At 72.2% G+C, this 21,275-nt stretch carries 15 protein-coding genes; 7 read left to right on the top strand and 8 right to left on the bottom strand.

Annotated features, from left to right (window positions below; genetic code table 11):
* Nucleotides 1-36: 36 nt before the first annotated feature.
* Nucleotides 37-2,709 (bottom strand): FAD-binding and (Fe-S)-binding domain-containing protein, encoded by a 2,673-nt coding sequence (locus CLV43_RS30260; RefSeq protein WP_106191261.1) that lies wholly within the window; start codon nt 2,707-2,709, stop codon nt 37-39.
* 91 nt (nt 2,710-2,800) lie between these two features.
* On the opposite strand from CLV43_RS30260, the gene fabG reads away from it, so the two are divergent.
* The 3 genes from fabG (at nt 2,801) to CLV43_RS30245 (ending at nt 5,413) form a co-directional block, all read left to right on the top strand.
* Nucleotides 2,801-3,505, top strand: coding sequence for a 3-oxoacyl-[acyl-carrier-protein] reductase (gene fabG / locus CLV43_RS30255; RefSeq protein WP_106191260.1), 705 nt, complete (start codon nt 2,801-2,803; stop codon nt 3,503-3,505).
* A 34-nt stretch (nt 3,506-3,539) separates the two neighbouring features.
* Nucleotides 3,540-4,307, top strand: coding sequence for an enoyl-ACP reductase FabI (gene fabI / locus CLV43_RS30250; protein WP_106191258.1), 768 nt, complete (start codon nt 3,540-3,542; stop codon nt 4,305-4,307).
* A gap of 80 nt (nt 4,308-4,387) precedes the next feature.
* Nucleotides 4,388-5,413, top strand: coding sequence for a ferrochelatase (locus tag CLV43_RS30245; protein WP_106191257.1), 1,026 nt, complete (start codon nt 4,388-4,390; stop codon nt 5,411-5,413).
* Nucleotides 5,414-5,770: 357 nt separating this feature from the next.
* On the opposite strand, the gene CLV43_RS30240 is transcribed toward CLV43_RS30245, so the two are convergent.
* The 5 genes from CLV43_RS30240 to CLV43_RS30225 all read right to left on the bottom strand — a co-directional run bounded on the left by CLV43_RS30240 (nt 5,771) and on the right by CLV43_RS30225 (nt 11,658).
* Nucleotides 5,771-9,256: a CHAT domain-containing protein gene (locus tag CLV43_RS30240; protein WP_106191255.1), complete on the bottom strand. Its 3,486-nt coding sequence runs from the start codon at nt 9,254-9,256 to the stop codon at nt 5,771-5,773.
* Nucleotides 9,257-9,259: 3 nt separating this feature from the next.
* Entirely contained in the window at nt 9,260-9,412 is a 153-nt protein-coding gene (locus CLV43_RS47995; RefSeq protein WP_170156071.1) for a hypothetical protein, read from the bottom strand.
* Complete coding sequence (locus tag CLV43_RS30235) at nt 9,409-10,068, bottom strand: DUF6338 family protein (RefSeq protein WP_106191444.1); 660 nt, start codon at nt 10,066-10,068, stop codon at nt 9,409-9,411. The genes CLV43_RS47995 and CLV43_RS30235 overlap by 4 nt, the downstream gene beginning before the upstream one ends.
* A 264-nt stretch (nt 10,069-10,332) precedes the next feature.
* Nucleotides 10,333-11,130, bottom strand: coding sequence for a hypothetical protein (locus CLV43_RS30230; RefSeq protein WP_106191442.1), 798 nt, complete (start codon nt 11,128-11,130; stop codon nt 10,333-10,335).
* A gap of 39 nt (nt 11,131-11,169) precedes the next feature.
* Nucleotides 11,170-11,658 (bottom strand): YcxB family protein, encoded by a 489-nt coding sequence (locus tag CLV43_RS30225; protein ID WP_146174962.1) that lies wholly within the window; start codon nt 11,656-11,658, stop codon nt 11,170-11,172.
* A gap of 227 nt (nt 11,659-11,885) precedes the next feature.
* Here CLV43_RS30225 and CLV43_RS30220 point away from each other — a divergent pair, with 227 nt between their 5' ends.
* The 3 genes from CLV43_RS30220 (at nt 11,886) to CLV43_RS30210 (ending at nt 15,974) form a co-directional block, all read left to right on the top strand.
* Nucleotides 11,886-13,277, top strand: a complete 1,392-nt coding sequence (locus tag CLV43_RS30220; protein ID WP_245887090.1) for a sigma 54-interacting transcriptional regulator — start codon at nt 11,886-11,888, stop codon at nt 13,275-13,277.
* Nucleotides 13,274-15,217, top strand: coding sequence for a vWA domain-containing protein (locus tag CLV43_RS30215; protein WP_106191250.1), 1,944 nt, complete (start codon nt 13,274-13,276; stop codon nt 15,215-15,217). The genes CLV43_RS30220 and CLV43_RS30215 overlap by 4 nt, the downstream gene beginning before the upstream one ends.
* Before the next feature lie 82 nt (nt 15,218-15,299).
* Entirely contained in the window at nt 15,300-15,974 is a 675-nt protein-coding gene (locus tag CLV43_RS30210) for a hypothetical protein (RefSeq protein WP_106191248.1), read from the top strand.
* Here CLV43_RS30210 and ctaD read toward each other — a convergent pair.
* On the bottom strand, nt 15,971-17,728 hold the full coding sequence (gene ctaD, locus CLV43_RS30205; RefSeq protein WP_106191247.1) for an aa3-type cytochrome oxidase subunit I: 1,758 nt from the start codon (nt 17,726-17,728) through the stop codon (nt 15,971-15,973). The genes CLV43_RS30210 and ctaD overlap by 4 nt on opposite strands.
* Nucleotides 17,729-17,796: 68 nt before the next feature.
* Nucleotides 17,797-18,627, bottom strand: coding sequence for a slipin family protein (locus CLV43_RS30200; protein WP_425445780.1), 831 nt, complete (start codon nt 18,625-18,627; stop codon nt 17,797-17,799).
* 554 nt (nt 18,628-19,181) lie between these two features.
* Between CLV43_RS30200 and CLV43_RS30195 the strand changes: the two genes are divergently transcribed.
* Complete coding sequence (locus CLV43_RS30195; protein WP_106191245.1) at nt 19,182-21,266, top strand: MMPL family transporter; 2,085 nt, start codon at nt 19,182-19,184, stop codon at nt 21,264-21,266.
* Nucleotides 21,267-21,275: the final 9 nt, after the last annotated feature.

Below are 21,275 nucleotides of genomic sequence, written 5' to 3'. Positions count from 1 at the left end.
GGGGTGAACCAGCGCCCGGACGGGCCGGTTCACCGCTCAGTCGCGCAGACCCAAAGCCCTGGCCAGGACGGTCGCCGAGTGCACGGGTTCGGCGTCCGAGCCCTCGCGGACCTGGGTGCGGCAGCTGAACCCGTCCGCGACCACGGCGGTGTCCGCGTCGGCGGCGCGCACGGCGGGCAGCAGCGCCTGTTCCGCGACGGCCATCGACACCTCGTAGTGGCCGCGCTCGAACCCGAAGTTGCCCGCCAGCCCGCAGCACCCGGCGTCCAGCACCTCCGCGGTCACGCCCGCCTTGGCCAGCAGGGCCCGGTCGGCGTCGAAGCCGAGCTCGGCGTACTGGTGGCAGTGCGTCTGCACGATCGCCTTCCCGGTGCCCGCCACGCCCTCCAGCGACGGCTCCACGTGCTCGGCGAACGTCCGCGTCGCCGCGGCCAGCGCGGCGACGTGCGGGTCGTCGCCCGCCAGCTCCAGCGCGTCCGACCGCAGGAACGCCGTGCACGACGGCTCCAGCCCGACGACCGGCACCCCGGCCCCCGTGTACCGCCGCAGGATCCGGGCAGTGCGGCGCAACACCTTGCGCGCCAAGCCGAGCTGGCCCGTGGACATCAGCGTCAGTCCACAGCAGACGGTCCGGTTCGGGATCCGCACCGACTCGCCGAGGTGGGTCAGCACGGCCGCGGCGTCGTGCCCGATCGACGGCTCGAAGTGGTTGGTGAACGTGTCGGTGAACAGCAGCACCTCGGGCCCGGAGGACTTCACCCGGCGGAACGTCGCCCGGAACGACCGCTTCGCCACGGTGGGCATCCGGCGTTCGGACGCGAGCCCGGCGAGCCGGGGGAACCGCGACGTCAGCCGGTTCACCAGCCCCAGCCGCAACCACAGCGGCAGCCAGCCCATCGAGTAGTGCGCGACCGGCCTCCTGCGGCCCTTGTAGTGCTGGTGCAGGAACTCCGCCTTGTAGGTCGCCATGTCCACGTCGACCGGGCAGTCCCGCTTGCACCCCTTGCAGCCCAGGCACAGGTCCAGCGCGTCGCGCACCTCGGTGGACCGCCAGCCGTCGCGCACGACCTCCCCGTTGAGCATCTCGAACAGCAGCCGCGCCCGGCCGCGCGTCGAGTGCTGCTCCTCCCCGGTCGCCCGGTAGCTCGGGCACATCACGCCGCCGCTGGTGTTGAGGCACTTCCCGACGCCGACGCAGCGCCGGGTCGCGCTCGCGAAGTCGCCGCCGTCGGCGTGCAGCGCCAACGCCGTGCGGGTCGGGATGCGGGCCGGTGCCACGAGCACGCGCAGGTCGGCGTCCAGCGGCAGCGGGTCGACGATCCGGCCGGGGTTCATCAGGTTGCCGGGGTCGAACGCGGCCTTGAACCTCCCGAACGCCTCGATCGCGGCGGGCGGGTACATCCGCGGCAGCAGCTCGGACCGGGCCTGGCCGTCGCCGTGCTCGCCGGAGATCGACCCGCCGTGCGCCACCACGAGGTCCGCCGCGTCCTCCAGGAACGCCCGGTAGCCCGACGCGAGGTCGAAGTCGATCCGCACGTGCACGCAGCCCTCGCCGTAGTGCCCGTAGGTCAGCCCGCGCCGCCCGTGCCCGGCCAGCAGGGCGTCGAACTCCCGCAGGTAGGCGCCCAGCCGTTCCGGCGGCACGGCGGCGTCCTCCCAGCCCGACCACGCCTCGGTGCCGTCGACCGTCCGCGTCGCCAGTCCCGCGCCGTCCTCGCGGATCCGCCACAGCAGCCGCTGCCGGGCGGGCGAGGTCACCACGACCGAGCTCGGCGCGATCGACGCCACCCGCTGCGCGGTCCCCTCGTCGCGGCACTCCACGAACAGCCAGCTCACGCCGGGCGGCAGCAGGGCGAGCGCGGGGGAGTCCGGGGTCCGCTGCCGCACCACGGCGACCATGCCCGCGTCGATGCCCTCCAGCGCCAGCACGTCGTGCTCGCGCAGCGCCATCACGTTGTCGGCGGCGTCGTAGGTGTCCGCGAAGCCCAGCACGGCCAGCACCCGCCGCCGCGGCGCCTCGACCAGCTTCACCGTCGCGCCCAGCACGGTCACGCACGTGCCCTCGGTGCCGACCAGCGCGCGGGTGAGGTCCGGCAGGGCGTCCAGCGCGTACCCGGACACCCGGCGGCCCAGCGCCGGGAACCACGCCGGGTCGACCTCCGGGAGCCCCAGCGCGGGCGGTGTCCGGGTGTCGAACCGGGTCCCGTCGGGCAGCAGCACGTCGAGCGCCTCGACGTTCTCGCCGGTCTTGCCCCACGCCACCGAGTGCGCGCCGCACGCGTTGTTGCCGATCATCCCGCCGAGCGTGCACCTCGAGTGCGTCGACGGGTCCGGGCCGAACAGCAGGCCGTGCGGGGCCGCGGCCGCGTTCAGCCGGTCGAGCACCGCACCCGGCTGCACCACGGCCAGCCGCCGGTCGGGATCGACCTCCACGACCCGGTCGAGGTACCGGGCGAAGTCGAGCACCACGCCGGGGCCCGCCGAGTTGCCCGCGATGCTCGTGCCGGCGCCCCGGTTCGTGATCGGCACGCCGTGCTCGACCGCCAGGGCGACGGTCGCCAGCACGTCGTCGAGCGTCCGCGGCCGGACCACGACGGCGGGCACGTGCCGGAAGTTCGACGCGTCGGTCGAGTAGACGGCGCGGGACGTCGGGTCGGTCAGCACGTCGCCGGAGACCTCGGCGGCCAACCGATCGGATAGTTCGCTCACCCGGACGATTGTGATCCGGGTCCGCCGATGCCGGGGTACTCGGGGGTAACGGATAGCCTCGCGGCCATCAACCAGCAGCGATGGGAGAACCGTGTCGAGGTCCGTTCTGGTCACCGGCGGCAACAGGGGTATCGGCCTGGCGATCGCGCAGGCGTTCGCAGCACAGGGTGACAAGGTCGCCGTGACACACCGCGGCTCCGGCGCCCCCGAGGGCCTGTTCGGCGTCAAGTGCGACGTGACGAACGGCGACGAGGTGGCCGCGGCGCTGGCCGAGATCGAGGCGCACCAGGGGCCGGTCGAGGTGCTCGTGGCGAACGCGGGCATCACCGACGACACGCTGCTCCTGCGGATGAGCGACGACCAGTTCGAGCGCGTGCTCGACGCCAACCTGACCGGCGCGTTCCGGGTCGTGCAGCGCGCGTCCAAGGGGATGCTGCGCAAGCGCTACGGCCGCATCGTGCTCATCTCCTCGGTCGTCGGCCTGCTCGGCAGCGCCGGCCAGGTCAACTACGCGGCCAGCAAGGCCGGTCTCGTCGGCATGGCCCGGTCGATCGCCCGCGAGCTGGGGTCGCGCAACATCACCGCGAACGTCGTCGCGCCCGGCTTCGTCACCACCGACATGACCGACAAGCTCACCGACGACCGCAAGAAGCAGATCCTCGGCCAGGTGCCCGCGGGCCGCTTCGCCACGCCCGAGGAGATCGCCGCGACCGTGGCGTTCCTCGCGTCGGACGCGGCCGGGTACATCACCGGCGCGGTCATCCCGGTCGACGGCGGCCTCGGCATGGGCCACTGACCTTGACTCTCGAAACGACCAACGGAGGAAGTAAGTGACGGGACTGCTCGAAGGCAAGCGACTGCTCATCACCGGTGTCATCACCGACGCGTCGATCGCCTTCCACGTCGCCAAGGTCGCGCAGGAGCAGGGCGCCAAGGTCGTGCTGACCGGGTTCGGCCGGATGAGCCTGGTCGAGCGGATCGCGAAGCGGCTGCCCGAGCCCGCGCCGGTCGTGGAGCTCGACGTGCAGAACCAGGAGCACCTCGACACGCTGGCCGACCGCGTGCGCGAGCACGTCGACGGCCTCGACGGGCTCGTGCACGCCATCGGCTACGCGCCGCCGAGCTGCCTCGGCGCGCCGTTCATGGACGCGCCGTGGGAGGACGTGGCCACGGCGATGCACGTGTCCGCGTACTCGTACAAGGCGCTGGCCGGTGCCGCGCTGCCGCTGCTGACCAGGGGCAGCTCGATCGTCGGCCTCGACTTCGACGCCCGCCAGGTGTGGCCCGCCTACAACTGGATGGGCCCGGCCAAGGCCGCGTTCGAGTCGATCAACCGCTACCTCGCCCGCGACCTCGGCGAGCACGGCGTCCGCGTCAACCTCATCTCGGCGGGCCCGGTCCGCACCATGGCCGCCAAGTCCATCCCCGGCTTCCCCGAGCTCGAGTCGATGTGGGCCGACCGCGCCCCCCTCGGCTGGGACGTCGACGACCCGACCCCGGTCGCGCAGTCCGTCTGCGGCCTGCTGTCCGACTGGTTCCCGGCCACCACCGGGTCCATGGTCTTCGTCGACGGCGGCGTGCACTTCCTGGGCCTGTAGACCACCCGACCGGGTCGACGTGATCATGAGCACGTCGACCCGGTCGTGCACGGGTCGGCGGTCAGGGCCAGGATGTAGCGGTGAGTTACGACGCGCTGCTCTGGTTGTCGTTCGGGGGCCCGGAAGGACCAGCGGACGTCCGTCCTTTCCTGGAGAACGTCACCAGGGGCCGTGGTGTGCCACCCGAACGACTGGACGAGGTCGAGGCGCACTACCAGCACTTCGGCGGCGTCTCACCCATCAACGCCCTCAACCTCGCCGCCATCGAGGCCGTCCGCGCGATCGGCTTCGACCTGCCGATCCACTTCGGCAACCGCAACTGGCACCCCATGGTCGAGCAGGCCCTCGCCGACATGAAGGCCGCAGGCGTCCGCCGCGCGCTCGTCTTCCCCACCAGCGCCTACGGCGGCTACTCCGCCTGCCGCCAGTACGACGAGGACATCCTCCGCGCCCGCACCGCCGTCCCGGACGCCCCCGAGCTCGTGAAGCTGCGCCAGTTCTTCGACCACCCGCTCTTCATCGACGCCTTCGCCGACGCCGTCCGCGCCGCCGCCACGACCCTGCCGCCGGACTACCGCCTCGTCTTCACCGCCCACTCCGTCCCGGTCTCAGCCGACCAGGCCGCGGGCCCTCCGTCCGAAGGCGGCCACCGCTACTCCCGCCAGGTGGCCGAAGCCTCCCGCCTCGTCGCCGCCGCCGTCGGCCAGGACCAGTACGACGTCGTCTGGCAGTCCCGCTCCGGCCCACCCCGGATCCCCTGGCTGGAACCCGACATCGTCGACCACGTCGAGTCCCTCCACAAAGAAGGCGTCCCCGGCATCCTGGTCTGCCCCATCGGTTTCGTCAGCGACCACCTCGAAGTCGTCTGGGACCTCGACACCGAGGCCCACGACCGCGCAACCGAACTGGGCATGCCCTTCGCCCGCGCGGCCACCCCCAACAGCGACCCGCGATTCGCCCAACTGGTCGTGGAACTAGTCCACGAACACACCCACAACCTCCCCCCACGCAAACTCTCCCCCTTCCCCACAGCCGGCTGCACCACCAACGGCACCCCCTGCGCCCCCCTGTGCTGCGAACCCGCAAAACGACCGACCAAGCATTAGCCAGCAACGGGAAACAAACGCCAAGCACCAAACGCCAAGCACCAAACGCCAAGCACCAAACGCCAAGCACCAAGCACCAAACGCCAAGCACCAAGCACCAAGCACCAAGCACCACAACGAAACCGAGCGCGCTCGTCCGCTCGTGCGGCCGACTTGACTTGGGGTTTTTGGGCTTAGACTTGCGGCGGCGGGCAGGCTCTACCACCTGCCCTTTTTCGCCCGACGAAGCCCAAAAAAGGGGCCCCAAGTCAAGTCGGCCGCACCCGGAGACAGCTGTAGCGACACCCCGCTCTGACTCTCCGCGACGACACCCCGCTTCGACCCTCTGCACCAACACCCGGCGCCACCAGAACCCCCTCAACCCCCCACATGCACATAAGCCGCCCACAACGACGGCACCCCCGGATACCTCCCCCGCACCCTCCTCACAGTCCGGTGCACCGCCCCCGCCGCCCTCCCCGCATCCGGCACCCCCTCCAGCAACTCCCCGTACACCATCTCCGCGAGCCTCGGCGCCAGCGCGTCGTGGATCTCCCACAACGTCCCCACGACCTGCCCGAACCCCGCGATCTGGAACGCCGAAGTCGGGTGGATCGCCTCGTCCGTCAGCCGCTCCGATCCCCGTGCCGTGTCGCAGGCCGACAGGTACGCGAACTCCGCCTCCTCCAGCCGCAGCCGCGACACGTCCACCACGTCCAGCGACGACCCCACCAGCACCAGGCGGCTCCCCGACGGGTTCTCCGGATCGCTCACCCCGTGGCACGCGAAGTGCGCCCACGTGCTGTCCCGCAGCCCTGCCAGCACCCGTTCCCGAGTCGCCTCCGCCCCCGCCAGCACCACGCACCCCGGCACCCGCTCCGCCAGGTGGGCGGCCTCCTGACGGGCCCCCGGCAGGTTCCGCGCCCCGTCCACCTCGGGCACCGCCACCACCAGCATCCGCGGGTTCCCCGGCCTCCGTGCCCGTGACCGCGCGTGCCCCAACGCCCGGACGGTCGGCGTCACCGAGGACACCACCCGGTCCAGGACCGTCGGACCGCCAGCACGCAGGTGTCCGGCGGCGTGCAGCGGCAGCAGGCCCAGCAACCCGACCGGCGCCCACCACAGCCGCGGCAGCGGGTCCGTCCCGCCGACCAGCCCGAGCCGGTCCAGCACCGGCCCGGTCACCACGTCCCACAGCCATTCGAGGACGTCGTGCACCACGTCCTCGGCGGCCAACCGCTCCTCCCGGCCACCCCGCACCGCGAGCGCGGCCCGGAACGCCTCGACCTCGCGCCGGAGCCCGGAGGCGGTGAGGTCGACCAGGTCCTGCACCAGCACGCCGGACGGGGTCAGGATCACGGCGTCGCACCGGTACCGGCTGACGTTGACCAGCACCACCGGTCCCTCGTGCGCCTGCGCCACCAGGTCCGCGGTCAGCGGGGGCCGGAGGAAGCGGTCCATGCCCGGCAGCGCGCGGATCTCGGCGGTCAGCGCGGCGAGCTCGTCGGCCAGCAGGAGCCGGTCGTGCGGGGTGTCGGACTCGAACTCGGCGCTGAGCGCGGTGAACCGGTCGGCCAGCTCCGGCGAGTGGTCGCGCAGGTCGGACACGTCGCCGCGGCCGTCGAGCGCCTGCGCGGCCAGCACCCCGCGGCCGACCTCCAGCAGTGCGAGCGCGCCGTCCACGTCGCCCACGGCGAGCGAGCACGCCGCGGCGTCGGCGGCGAGGTCGGTGAAGCGGCCCAGCAGGTACTGGGCGTCGGTCTGGCCCACCCGCCGCCCGGCGAGCTGGGGGAGCAGGTGCACCGCGGTGGCGAACCCCTCCGCCGCCGAGGTGTAGTCGTCGGCCTCCGCGGCGAGCTCGCCCCACAGGTCGGCGGCGACCACCCGGTCGTCGGTCGGCGACGAGGTCGTGGCCGCGGCCTCGCGCAGGGCGGCCAGCGCCTCGGCCAGCGCGGCCCGGTCGCCGTGCCGGGTGAACCGCGGCCGGAGGGACCTGGCGAGGTCGGTCAGCCGCGACGCGCGCTGGTGCGCGGTGGCCGCGGCGGAGCCCGCCGCCCGGCGCCCGAGGTCGATCGCCTCCGCCAGCGCCTCCTCGTCCGGCGGTCCCGTGCCGGTGGTGTCCTCGTACCGCTGGCGGAGCGCCGCGCCCAGGTTCGCCAGGTACCCGGCGTGCTCGGCGCCCGCCGGGTCGGTGGCCAGCACCGCGGCCCGGTACGCGCTGATCCCGCGGTCCAGTGCGGCCAGGTCGCCGTACCGCCGGTGCGCCTGGACGAGCGCTCCGCCCAGGTTGCCCAGCGCCAGCGGCCGTCGGGGGTGCCGGTCCGGGGTCGCCCGCACGGACGCCTCGTGCAGGCTGATGCACTCGTCGATGGCCTCGGCCCGCCCGGTGCGGCTCCACAGGGCGAACAGCATCGCCCCGAGGTTGGTCAGGTGGCTCGCGTGGGCCGCGTCGGTGTCCGCTCCGACCCGCACGGCCTCGCGGCCGACGGCGATCGCCTCGGTGAGCACGGCCAGCTCGCCGGTCACGGTGGAACGGCGGTGCAGCAGCGCGGCGAGGTTCGCCAGCATGGTCGCGGGCCCGGTCGTGCCGCGGTCGGTCGCGACGGCCCGGCGGGTCACCTCCACCGCCTCGGTCAGCCGCGCGAGGTCGCCGGTGGCGTAGAACTGCGAGCTCAGCGCGACGCCGAGGTTCCCGAGGTAGCGCGACTCGTACGGGTGCCCCGCCGGGACCGTCGCCACCGCCTCCCGGTGCAGCGCGACGGCACGGGCGAGCAGGCCGTGGTCGTTGTCGCGCTCGGCCTGCTCGGCGAGCGCGCTCGCGAGCACGTCGAGCCGCTCCGGCCGGTGCGGGTGGTCGGGCGCGGTCTCCGCGAGCGCCGTCCGGCCCTCGTCGACGGCCCGGTCGAGCAGCGCGGGGTCGTGGGTCTCGCGGTACTTCATGACCAGTTCGACGCAGTGGTGCGAGCGCACCCCCGCCTGGTCGACCGGCGAGATCGTGGTGTCGGGCTCGCGCTCGCCGGTCAGCGCGGTCCACGCCCGTGCGGCCTTCTCGAAGCTCGACCGGTGCGAGCCGTACCGGGGGTGCCCCATCGGGGTGACCGCGACCAGCGCCCGCCGGACGTCGACGATCGCGGCCAGGTCGTCCCGGTCGCCGGTCAGCCGGTACCGGTCGTCCAGCAGGTACCCGAGCAGGGCCAGCCGGTCGAGCTTGAGCGCCGAGCCCGGCGGGGTGAGGTCGACGGCCCGCCGTTCGGCGTCGATCGCGTCCGACAGGCCGCCGGTGTCGCCGGAGGCCTGGATCCGGCTCCGGACCAGGAACGCGAAGAAGTGCAGGCCCTCGCTCCGGCCCTCGTCGTCCCCCTCGGCGTCGGCGACGGAGTCCCGGGCCTCCCGCACGGCCTCGCGCAGCACGTCGAGGTCACCGGTCTCGGTGAACGCGGTGGACAGCGCGACGGCGAGGTTGCGCCGGTACTTCGACCGCGACGGCCCCTCGGTCGTGGTCTCGACGGCGGCCCGGCTCAGCGCGACGGCGTCGTGCAGGACGGCCCGGTCCCGCGTGTGCTGGAACCAGGTGTGCCGCAGCATGCCCCCGTTGTTGAGCAGGCTCGCCTCCTGCTCGGCGTCCACGTCCTCGACGAGGGCGGTGACCACCGCGGCGTAGGCCGCCCGCAGGTGGCCCAGGTCGCCGGTCTGGTGGAACCGGGTCTGGAGCAGGCCACCGAGGTTGGACAGGTGGCGCACCAGGTCGGGGCTGCCCGGCGCGGTGGCGAGCCTGCCCGCTTCGACGGCGGCCTCGACGGCGGCCGGGCTGGGGTCGAAGCGGGCCACGTCGAGCGCGAGGTCGAACCGCTCTCCCGCGTCCACCGCCTACTCCGCGGTGGGCGGCACGTGCGAGGTGCCCGCCGGGCCTCCCGGAGCCTCGTCGGGCTCCTCGACGTCCCGCTTGGGCGTGAAGCCCCGGCCGTGGTCCAGGAGCAGGTCGTCCTCGTCGGGCAGGGGAACCGGGTCACCTGTCGTCACGCGTCCACCGCCTTCACGTCGTGGTCGGCGGGTCGGTTCGCGTCGACGAACTCCAGCACGTCGAAGTCCTCCGCGCGCAGCCGCAGGCCCGCCGTCCCCTCCACCTTCGGTCCGAACCGGCCGTCGGGCGCCATCACCCGCGCCGACTCCAGGTACAGCTCGGCCGGGTGCGGATAGGACGACGCGTACGACCGGTGCCCGTACCAGCCGCCCGCCCAGTTGCCGTCCTTGAGCCGGACCCGCACGAAGCACGGCTCGCGGTCGCGGAAGGCGTGGTCCCACGCGGTCGGCGTGCGCTGGTAGGTCGACCGGCGCCGCCTGCGCTCCACCAGCGACACGGCGAAGGCGGCCGCGCCGGGCACGACCAGGAACAGCAGCACCGCGACCAGCCCGACCGCGCGCGGCTGCTGGACGAACCCGGCGAGCTCACCGGGCGGGGTGCCCCGCACCATCCGGACCAGCGCGGGACCGGCGACCGCCAGGTACCCGGCGTCCAGCGCGATCGACGCGACGATCGCGCGGAGCACCCGCTCGCCGAGATCTCGCTCCCACGGCACCGGGCCGCGCAGGCGTTCGCGCACGAACTGGTAGGAGACGCCGGGCAGCACGAGCAGCACCAGCAGGACGAGCTGCACGACCGTCGAAGGTGCCTGCACCCACACCCTCCCCAGGTTCGACGATCTTCGTCCCCAGGCTACTGCGCGGGTGCTCCCGGCGTGCGGGTTTCCGCTGGACGGGGGACCGGCGGCCCGGTCCTAGGGCGTGTGTCGAAGTCCGTGTTCGCGGTAGCCGGGCCTGAGGCGGCCCCTGGGGGCACGGCCTGGTGGCCCGCATACAACAGCGGTATGCGGACCACCAGGCCGCACCGCCAGGAACCACCTCAGGCGCGACTCCCATCGAACGAGACTTCGACACACGCCCTAGTGCAGGCCCGCGGCCTGGTCGGACAGCACCCGCACGGCCTCCTCCACGGCGGCGCAGCGGGCCCGCCGGACGGCCTCGGACAGCGGGCGCAGGGCGTCGTCGCGGGCCTGCATGGCGGAGGCCGACTTGGCGTTGCCGGGTGAGTCGCCCGCGGCGACCTCCAGGATCGCGGTGACCTCGGCGGCGCGTTGCAGCACGCGCACGGCCCGCGGCGGCATGCCCGCGGGCCACTCCAGCTTCGAGTGCTTCGTGGACAGCGCGGCGATCTCCTCGCGCACGTTCGGGCGGTGCCTGGCCACGTCCAGCGTGACCAGCGCCGTCGCCGCCTGCCGCATCGCGCTGGCCAGGCCGTGCTCGGCCTCGCCGATCGGCACGTGCTCGGCGCCCGACGCGGACGGCAGGTCGAACACGGTCCAGCGCATCACGCCGTCGGCGACGATCTTCGGGACCAGCCCGACGCCGGTGTCCGGCAGCACGACGGCCTCGCCCGCGCGCAGGGCGCAGGTGCTCAGCGGGCCCTTGCCGCCCAGTCCGCGCACGTCACCGGGCACGGGCAGCGCCAGCCTGCCGGTCGTGGTGCCGGCCCGCCGCAGCGCGGCCAGCAGCAGGGCGGGGCCGACCGGGGCCTCGTCCGGGCCGGGGAGGTCGAGCGCGGTGGCGGTGCCGTCGTCGTCGGCCACCACCTCGTGCAGGTCCGCCCACGCCTGAAGGGCGTCCAGGACGTCGTCGGCCGCGGCTGCACCATGCAGCCACGCGGAGGTCCACACGACCAGCGTCGCACTCGCACAAGACACGCTGACCAAGGTTACTGCCTCCGGTGCCGTGCTCCGCGCTCAGGCGGCCGGTCCCACGTGGCGGACGAGCAGGTCGCGAAAACGGTTTCGGGCGACGTTGTCCTCGAACGCGCGGAAGGGCACCGCGTACATCGGACCGCGCGCGCCCGCCTCGGTGCGCAGGACGAACCCGCGGCGGGTCTCCGTCCACGCGGGCAGGTGCGCCCACGGCAGCTCGCTGCGCGCCGCCTCGCCCACCGTCATCCGCAGCGAGTGGTCGTCGGCGGTCGCGGTGACCGTGCCCGCCGCCAGCGGGTGGCCGCTGAAGTCGATCCGCACCTGCACGGGCACCAGCACCGCCACGACCACGGCCGCGCCCAGCCCGAACAGGCCCGCGGCGGTCTGCCCGGTGAGCAGCAGCACGACCGATCCCGCCGCCACGACCACCGCGAACCAGGTGGCCCAGCGGAACATCGGCACGGCGGATCGGAGCGCGTCACCCCAGTCCGCCGGTTCGGGTGACCACCTGAAGTCGACGCTGCCGCTCACTACCGCTCCGATGTCGTGGGTGTCCGTGTCGGGGGCATTCTGCTCCTCGGCGGCCACGGCTCAGGCGGGCAACCGCGAGACCGTGACGAAGGTGTAGCCGCGGTCCCGCAGCGAGCGCACCACCCTGGGCACGGCGTCCCAGGAGGACTACCGCGACGACGACGGCCCGGCGGCGCTGGAGCTGCTCCATGTCGACCAGTCCGGCAAACGTGCGTAGCGTCGAACGGGTGACCGTCTCCTCCGCACTTCCCCGTACCGCGGGCGAGCTCCGCGCCGCGGGCCACCTGCCCCGCAGCGTGAAGATCGAGATCCGGGAGAACCTGCTGACCGCCCTGCGCACCGGGAGCAACCCGTGGCCGGGCATCGTCGGTTTCGACCGCACCGTGATCCCGCAGCTCGAACGCGCACTGCTGGCCGGGCACGACTTCGTGCTGCTCGGCGAGCGGGGCCAGGGCAAGACCCGGCTGCTGCGCACCCTGATCGGCCTGCTCGACGAGTGGACCCCCGTCATCGAGGGCTCCGAGCTGGGTGAGCACCCGCTGGAGCCCATCTCCCCCGAGTCCAAGCGCCGCGCCGCCGAGCTCGGCGACGACCTCCCCGTCGTCTGGCGTCACCGCGACGAGCGCTACGCCGAGAAGCTCGCCACACCGGACACCTCCGTCGGCGACCTCGTCGGCGACGTCGACCCGGTCAAGGTCGCCCAGGGCCGCAGCCTCGGCGACCCCGAGACCATCCACTACGGACTCCTGCCGCGCTCGCACCGCGGCATCATCGCCATCAACGAGCTGCCCGACCTGGCCGAGCGCATCCAGGTGTCGCTGCTCAACGTGATGGAGGAGCGCGACATCCAGGTCCGCGGCTACACGCTGCGGCTGCCGCTGGACGTGCTGCTCGTCGCGACCGCGAACCCCGAGGACTACACCAACCGCGGCCGGATCATCACGCCGCTCAAGGACCGGTTCGGCGCCGAGATCCGCACGCACTACCCGTTGGAGATCGCCGCCGAGGTCGACCTGGTCCGCCAGGAGGCCGAGCTGGTCGCCGAGGTCGGTGACCACCTGGTCGAGGTCGTCGCCCGGTTCGTGCGGCACCTGCGCGAGTCGTCGTCGGTCGACCAGCGCTCCGGCGTGTCCGCCCGGTTCGCCGTCGCGGCCGCCGAGACCGTCGCCGCGTCCGCGCTGCGGCGCTCGGCGCTGATCGGCGAGTCCCCCGCGGTGGCCCGGCCGGTCGACCTGGAGTCGGTGCCCGAGGTGCTGCGCGGCAAGCTCGAGTTCGAGGCGGGCGAGGAGGGCCGTGAGATCGAGATCCTCACGCACCTGCTGCGCCGCTCGATCGCGGACACCGCGCGCTCCACGTTCGCCGGCCTCAACCTCAAGTCGCTGGCCGACGCCGTCACCGACGGGCACCCCGTCGCCACCGGTGAGCGGGTGCACGCGGGCGACATGCTCGCCGCGCTGCCGGAGCTGCCGGTGCTGCACGAGGTCGCGGCCCGCGTCGGCGTCGGCCCCAAGGACCCGGTGGGCCGGATCGCCTCCGCCGTCGAGCTGGCGCTGGAGTCGCTCTACCTGACCAGGCACATCGGCAAGGACAGCGACGACGATCGATCGGTGTACGGATGAGCGGTTACCGCTACGGCCGCTATGTGGACGGCCCCGACCCGTTGGCGCCGCCCACGGATCTGCGCGCGGCCATGGACGAGCTCGGCCGCGAGGTGATGGAGGGCAGCTCGCCCGCCGCCGCGCTGCGCGAGCTGCTGCGCCGCGGCACCGAGGGCACCCGCGGCCTGGACGACCTGATGGGCAGGCTGTGGAAGAAGCGGTCGGACATCCAGCGGCGGCACCGGTTGGACGGCACGCTGCAGGAGGTCCAGCGGCTGCTCTCGGAGGCGCTGAGCGCCGAGCGGCGGACGTTGTTCCCGGAGCCGACCGACGACGCCCGGTTCCGTGAGGCGCAGCTGGACGCGCTGCCACCGGGCACCGCGGCGGCCGTGCGGGACCTGGCCGACTACGACTGGCGCTCCTCCGAGGCGCGCGAGTCGTACGAGAAGATCCAGAACCTGCTCGGCCGCGAGCTGATGGACCAGCGCTTCCAGGGCATGAAGGAGGCGATGGCGAACGTCGACCAGGGCGACGTGCAGCGCGTCCAGGAGATGCTGGCCGACCTCAACGAGCTGCTCGCCGGGCACGCCGCCGGTGACGAGGACACCCCGCGCCGCTTCGACGAGTTCATGGCCAAGCACGGCGAGTTCTTCCCGGAGAACCCGCGCGACGTCGACGAGCTGATCGACGCGCTGGCCGCCCGGTCCGCCGCGGCGCAGCGGATGATGAACTCGATGAGCGACGAGCAGCGCGCCGAGCTGGCGGCGTTGTCGCAGCAGGCGTTCGGCAACTCCGGCGTCGGCCAGCAGCTGTCCACGTTGGACTCGCTGTTGCAGGGGCTGCGTCCGGGGGAGGACTGGAACGGCTCCGCCCGCTTCCGCGGCAACAACCCGCTGGGGCTGGGCGAGGGCGCGCAGGCCATGTCCGACCTCGCCGACCTGGACGCGCTCGCCGAGCAGCTCGGCCAGTCCTACCCCGGAGCCAGGCTGGAGGACATCGACGTCGAGTCGTTGGTCCGCCAGCTCGGTGCGGAGGCAGGGGTGGACGCGCGGCGGCTCGCCGAGCTCGAACGCCAGCTGCGCGACCAGAACCTGCTCGAACGAGGCCCCGACGGCGACCTCCGGCTCACCCCGAAAGCGCTGCGGCGCCTGGGGGAGACCGCGCTGCGCGGTGTCGTGGACAGCGTGCGGACCCCGCGCGGCGACCGCGACAACAACCGCGCGGGCGCGGCCGGTGAGCCGATCGGCAGCACCAGACCGTGGCAGTTCGGCGACTCCGAGCCGTGGAACGTCCCGCGCACCGTCACCAACGCCGTGCTCCGCAGCGGCGGCGGCCCGGTGTCGCTGGACGTCGTCGACGTGGAGATCACCGAGACCGAGCAGCGGTCCCGCGCGGCCATCGCCCTGTGCGTCGACACGTCGTGGTCGATGGTCCAGGACGGCCGCTGGGTGCCGATGAAGCGCACCGCGCTGGCGCTGCACCACCTGGTGCGCACCAGGTTCCGCACCGACGCGCTGGAGCTCATCACCTTCGGCCGCCACGCCGAGACCGTCGACATCGGCGAGCTCACCTCGTTGGAGGGGGTGTGGGAGCAGGGCACCAACCTGCACCACGCCCTGCTGCTGGCGGGCAGGCACCTCCGCCGCCACCCCGACGCCCAGCCGGTCGTGCTGGTCGTCACCGACGGCGAGCCCACCGCGCACCTGGAGCCCACTGGCGAGGCGGAGTTCAACTACCCGCCACTGCCGCGCACCCTGGGCAAGACCCTGGTCGAGGTCGACAACATCGCCAAGCTCGGCGCGTCCATCACCGTGTTCAAGCTCGGCGACGACCCGCGGTTGGCGGCGTTCGTCGACACCGTGGCCCGCCGCAGCGGCGGGCGCGTGGTGGCACCGGACGAGGACGGGCTCGGGGCGGCCGTGGTGAGCGACTACCTGCGGGCCCGCAAACGCAGGCGCTGACCGGTTCGGCGACGACACGCTCAGGCACTCCCGATCGGGGGTGCCTGAGCGCTTTCCGGGCCCGAGCGCCCACACTGGTCCGGTGGACTCCGAGCGGGCGCGGGTGGCGCGGGACTGGTTGGGCGGGTGGGGTGTGTCGGCGGTGGGGGACGCGTGGGTGTGCCTGACGCCCGACGGTGACGAGGAGTCGTTCAGCGCGAACGACATCGCCCACGAGTGGACCGAGAAGGCGTTGGAGGACCCGGCGCTGGACGGGGCCGGGCGGGTGCGGGTGGCGTTGGGGCTGCTGGACCTGCTCGACCAGTACGCGGTCGCGATGTACCTCAAGGTCACGCCGCTCGACCCCGCCACCGAGCACCTGCTCTGGCAGGCCTTCCGGGACCGGCTGGAGCACCCGGCGTCGGCCGAGTCGGTGACCTACGCGCTGTGGGTCGACTGGTTCGAGGACCCGGCGACGGTGGAGACCGCGTTCGCCGAGGTGGTCGCGGGGCTGGAGGAGCTGACCGAGGGGCCGTTGCGGCGGGCCCGGCGGGTGCTGGTGGTGTCCGGACCGGTGCCCTGGCGGCTCAAGCACGACCTCTACCGCAGGGCGGCGGCCACACCGGTCCTGCACGAGGCCCTGTTCCACGGTCTGCGCGGCAGCCTGCACGACGTGTACGGCGACCTCGACCGGGAGGCGGCGCTGCACCTGCTGGCCGCGCTCGACCTGCCGGAGGAGCGGGTGGCCGTGCTGCGCGGGGACATCAAGGCGCTCTAGGGTTCTGGTTCCCGGTCGGCCGCCAGGGCGGTGTCGGTGGCCTTGTCCCGGCGGACCCGGTGCTTGCCGGGTTTGAGCAGCGAGAAGTGCGACTCGTCGCGCATGCGGTCGACCATGTGGGGGTAGTGCAGCTCGAACGCGGGCCGTTCGGACCGGATCCTGGGCAGCTCCAGGAAGTTGTGCCGCGGCGGGGGCGAGGTGGTGGCCCATTCGAGGGAGTTGCCGAAGCCCCACGGGTCGTCGGCGGTGGCGGCGTCGCCGAAGCGGTAGCTGCGGAAGACGTTGTACACGAACGGGAGGACGGAGGCGCCGAGGAGGAAGGCGCCGATGGTGGAGAGGGTGTTGAGGAAGGTGAAGCCGTCACCGGGCAGGTAGTCGGCGTAGCGCCGCGGCATGCCCTCGTTGCCCAGCCAGTGCTGGATCAGGAACGTCAGGTGGAAGCCGAGGAACGTGGTCCAGAAGTGCAGCCTGCCCAGGCCCTCGTCGAGCATCCGGCCGGTCATCTTGGGGAACCAGAAGTAGATCCCGGCGTAGGTGGCGAACACGATGGTGCCGAACAGCACGTAGTGGAAGTGCGCGACGACGAAGTACGTGTCGGTGACGTGGAAGTCGATCGGCGGCGACGCGAGCAGGATGCCGGTGAGCCCGCCGAGCAGGAACGTGACCAGGAAGCCGACGCTGAACAGCATGGGGGTCTCGAACGTGACCTGGCCGCGCCACATGGTGCCGATCCAGTTGAAGAACTTGATGCCCGTCGGCACCGAGATCAGGAACGTCATGACCGAGAAGAACGGCAGCAGCACCGCGCCGGTGGCGTACATGTGGTGCGCCCACACGGCGACCGACAGCATGGCGATGGCCAGCGTCGCGAAGACCATCCCCTTGTAGCCGAACAGCGGTTTGCGGCTGAACACCGGGATGACCTCGGTGATGATGCCGAAGAACGGCAGCGCCACGATGTAGACCTCGGGGTGGCCGAAGAACCAGAACAGGTGCTGCCACAGGATGACGCCGCCGTTGGCGGGGTCGAACACGTGCGCGCCGAGGTGGCGGTCGGCGGCCAGGCCGAGCAGGGCCGCGGTGAGGATGGGGAACGCCAGGAGGATCAGGATGCTGGTGACCAGGATGTTCCAGGTGAAGATCGGCATCCGCCACATCGTCATGCCGGGCGCGCGCAGGCAGACGACGGTCGTGGTCATGTTGACGCCGCCGAGGATCGTGCCGAGACCGCTGACCGCCAACCCCATGATCCACAGGTCGGCGCCGATGCCGGGGGAGTGGACGGCGCTGCTCAACGGGGTGTAGGCGGTCCAGCCGAAGTCCGGGGCGCCGCCGGGGGTGAGGAACGACGACATGACGATCAGGCCGCCGAACAGGAACAGCCAGTAGGAGAACGCGTTGAGCCTGGGGAACGCCACGTCGGGCGCGCCGATCTGCAACGGCAGGACGTAGTTGGCGAACCCGAACAGGATCGGGGTCGCGTAGAGCAGCAGCATGATCGTGCCGTGCATGGTGAACAGCTGGTTGTACTGCTCGTTCGACAGGAACTGCAGCCCCGGCCTCGCCAGCTCGCCGCGCATCAGCAGCGCCATCACACCGCCGACCATGAAGAACGCGAACGACGTGACGAGGTAGAGGATCCCGATCTGCTTGGGGTCGGTGGTCTTGAACAACGAGAGCAGCAACGAGCCCTTGGGCCGTGGTCGGGCGGCGCCGGGACGGGGGATCACCGGTGTGGGCCTGAGCGTGGTCATGCCGCCTCCCTCGTCACAGGACGTGAGCGGCGTCCATGCTTCACCCGCCGGGAGGCCCCGGCAATCGGTCAGCCGGGGAGTTGTTCCTCCTCCGGCTTCGGTTCAGATGACTTGACCTGCGCGGCCTGCCGGTCGAGCGCGTCGGAGCCCTTCTCCAGGAACCGCAGCAATTCCACGGGGAACGGCAACACCAGCGTCGAGTTCTTCTCCGCGGCCACCTCGACGATGGTCTGGAGCAGCCGCAGTTGCAGCGCCGCGGGCGTGTCCGACATCGTCGCGGCGGCCTCGGACAGCTTGTACGACGCCTGCAGCTCGCCGTCGGCGGTGATGATGCGCGCCCGGCGTTCGCGCTCGGCCTCGGCCTGCCGCGACATCGAGCGCTTCATGCCCTCGGGCAGCGCGACGTCCTTGATCTCGACCCGGTCGATGTCGATGCCCCAGCTCAGCGCCGGTGTGTCGATCATCAGCTCCAGGCCCTGGTTCAACCGCTCGCGGTTGGACAGGAGGTCGTCCAGCTCGCTCTTGCCGATGATGGAGCGCAACGAGGTCTGCGCCACCTGGAGGATGGCGAACCGGTAGTCCTCGACGGTCACGACCGCGCGCACGGGGTCGACGACCTTGAAGTACACCACCGCGTCCACGCGCAACGTCACGTTGTCGCGGGTGATGCCGTCCTGGGCGGGGATGGGCAGGGTGACGATCTGGAGGTTGACCTTCTTGAGGCGGTCCACGCCGGGGAGGAGCATGGTGAGGCCGGGGCCGCGGAGGTGCTCGCGCACACGACCGAACCGGAAGACGATGCCCTGCTCGAACTGCTTGATCACACGGGCGCTGGACCCGAGCCCCACGACGGCGAGTCCGAGGACGCCGAGTGCTATGTCGAGGATCACGGGGATCATCTCCTCAGGTGCTACTCGTGAGGGTACGCCGGTGGGGTGTGGGGTGAGGGGGTTGGTGGTGGGGTGTGGGTTTGCTCTGTTATTTGTGGGGAGGTCGGGGCTTGCCCTGTCGCCCCTGGGGAAGTCCGGCCCTTGCTTGCATCGTGCCCACCCCGCGCGAAGCCCAGCCCCCGGCGCGCGATTGTCTCAATGCCTGATCTTGCTTGTCAAGACGATAGGGCTGTCTTGACAAGCAAGATCAGGCAGGAGGGCGCTGTGGATCGGGGGCAGAGGGGAAGTCTGGCTTCGCCAGCATCCGACGCTCCGCGCCGGACCAGGCATCCTCGCTGCGCGTCGGACAGGGCATCGGGCTTCGCCCGACCAAGCATCAGGCTTCGCCTGACTCAGGCATCGGCTGGCGCCGACAAGGCCCCAGGCGCTCCGCGCCGGATGCGCGCTGGCGGGCTGCGCCCAATTGTGGAGGGCTCGGCTGGGTTGGTAGGTGGGTGGGCTTGTCCGATATGTGACCTTGTCCGTCAGGCGGGGCTGATCAGGGCGATTTAGCCTTCTGCACCATGAAGTGGCTTCGTTGGGCTCTGCCCGCGCTCCTGGTTGTCGTCTGGCTGGCCGTGGGCGGTGTTGGGGGGCCGTTGCAGGGGAAGTTGTCGGAGGTGCAGAAGAACGACAACGCGTCGTTCCTGCCCGCGGCGGCGGAGGCCACGGAGGTGGCGGACTGGCAGAAGCGGTTCGCCGACCAGGAGTCGCTGCCCGCGCTGGTCGTGTTCGAGCGTGAGGGCGGTCTGACGCCGGAGGACCTGGGGGCGATCGGGGAGCGGGTCAAGGCGCTCGGGTCGTTCGACGGTCTGTCCGGCAAGGTGGTGGGGCCCGTGCCCGCCGAGGACGGTGAGGCGGCGCAGGTGATCGTGCCGCTCAAGCCCGTCGGATCCGAGATCACGGAGGTCGTCGAGAAGCTGCGCGGTTCGGTACGCGAGGGGTTGCCGGGCGGTCTCACCGTGTACGTGACGGGGCCCGCGGGGATCCTGGGGGACTTCGCCAACGCGTTCGGGGGGATCGACGGGCTGCTGCTGCTCGTGACGGCGGTGGTGGTGGCGTTGATCCTGCTTGTCGTCTACCGCAGTCCGCTGCTGCCGCTGGTGGTGATCCTCAACGCGGGGCTGGCGTTGTGCTTGGCGGTGATCGCGGTGTACCTGTTGGCGCGGGAGGACGTGCTGACGTTGAACGGGCAGAGCCAGGGGATCCTGTTCATCCTGGTGTTCGGTGCGTCCACGGACTACTCGCTGCTGCTGGTGGCGCGGTTCCGGGAGGAGCTGCACCGGCACGAGGACCGGTGGAGCTCGTTGCGGACGGCCATGAAGAGGTCGTTGGAGCCGATCGTGGCGTCGGCCGGGACGGTGATCATCGGGTTGCTGTGCCTGCTGCTGTCGGACCTGAAGTCGAACCAGGGGCTCGGGCCGGTGGCGGCCATCGGCATCGCGGCGTCGCTGGTCGCGACGCTGACGTTCCTGCCCGCGGTGCTCGCGCTGCTGGGGCGCGCGGCGTTCTGGCCGTTCCGGCCGAAGTTCGACACGGTGCCGCACAAGGAGAACGGCCTCTGGCAGCGGGTGTCGGCGCTGGTCGGTCGACGGGCCCGTGCGACCTGGATCCTGACGACGCTGGTGCTGCTGGTCGGGATCGCGTTCGTGCCGCAGCTCAAGGCGAACGGCGTGGCGCAGACCGACTTCTTCCTCAACCCGGTGGAGGCGGTGACCGGCCAGGAGGTGCTGACCAAGCACTTCGACGGCGGCACCGGGTCGCCCGCGGTGATCATCGTGGACCAGGCCGCCGCGCAGGAGGCGGTGACCAAGGCCAAGGCGGTGCCCGGTGTCGCGGAGGTCGCCCCGTCGGGTGACAAGGTGGTCGACGGGCGGGTCGAGCTGCTCGCCACGCTCAAGGCGCCGGCCGACAGCGCGGAGTCGACGGCGGCGCTGCGGCAGCTCCGCACCGACCTGCACCCGGTCGGCGGAGCCCTCGTCGGTGGTGTGACGGCGATCCAGGTCGACGTGCAGGACACCGCGAAGCGCGACCTGAGGGTGATCATCCCGGTGGTGCTGCTGGTGATCTTCCTGATCCTCTCCCTGCTGCTGCGGGCGCTGCTGGCGCCGCTGCTGCTGATCGCGACCGTGGTGCTGTCCTTCGCCGCGACGCTGGGCGTGTCGGCGCTGGTGTTCAACCACGTGCTCGACTTCCCCGGCGCGGACCCGAGCGTGCCGCTGTTCGCGTTCGTCTTCCTGGTGGCGCTGGGGATCGACTACAACATCTTCCTGATGACCAGGGTGCGCGAGGAGTCCCAGCGGCACGGCACCCGCGAGGGCACCCTGATCGGCTTGTCGGTCACCGGTGGCGTGATCACCTCGGCGGGCGTGGTGCTCGCCGCGACGTTCGCGGCCCTCGCCGTGCTGCCCATCCTGTTCCTCGCGCAGATCGCGTTCCTGGTCGCGTTCGGCGTCCTGCTCGACACCCTCGTCGTGCGCTCGCTGCTCGTGCCCGCGCTCACGGTGGACATCGGACGGGCCGTCTGGTGGCCCAGTCGGCTGGCCCGGAAGCCTGTGACCAGCGTCCCAGTGGACGAGAAGTCCGCCGAGGTCGAGCACTCGGGTTAGGGTCGAAGG

The organism is Umezawaea tangerina (assembly GCF_003002815.1).
In the GTDB taxonomy this organism is placed as follows: Bacteria; Actinomycetota; Actinomycetes; order Mycobacteriales; family Pseudonocardiaceae; genus Umezawaea; species Umezawaea tangerina.
This window is presented reverse-complemented; position numbering and strand designations above follow the sequence as displayed.

Bases quoted from the DNA above. Each gene is read 5' to 3' on its own strand.
- CLV43_RS30215 (WP_106191250.1), top strand. From the start codon at position 13,274: ATGAGCGGTTACCGCTACGGCCGCTATGTGGACGGCCCCGACCCGTTG.
- ctaD (WP_106191247.1), bottom strand. From the start codon at position 17,728: ATGACCACGCTCAGGCCCACACCGGTGATCCCCCGTCCCGGCGCCGCC.
- CLV43_RS30200 (WP_425445780.1), bottom strand. From the start codon at position 18,627: ATGATCCCCGTGATCCTCGACATAGCACTCGGCGTCCTCGGACTCGCC.
- CLV43_RS30195 (WP_106191245.1), top strand. From the start codon at position 19,182: ATGAAGTGGCTTCGTTGGGCTCTGCCCGCGCTCCTGGTTGTCGTCTGG.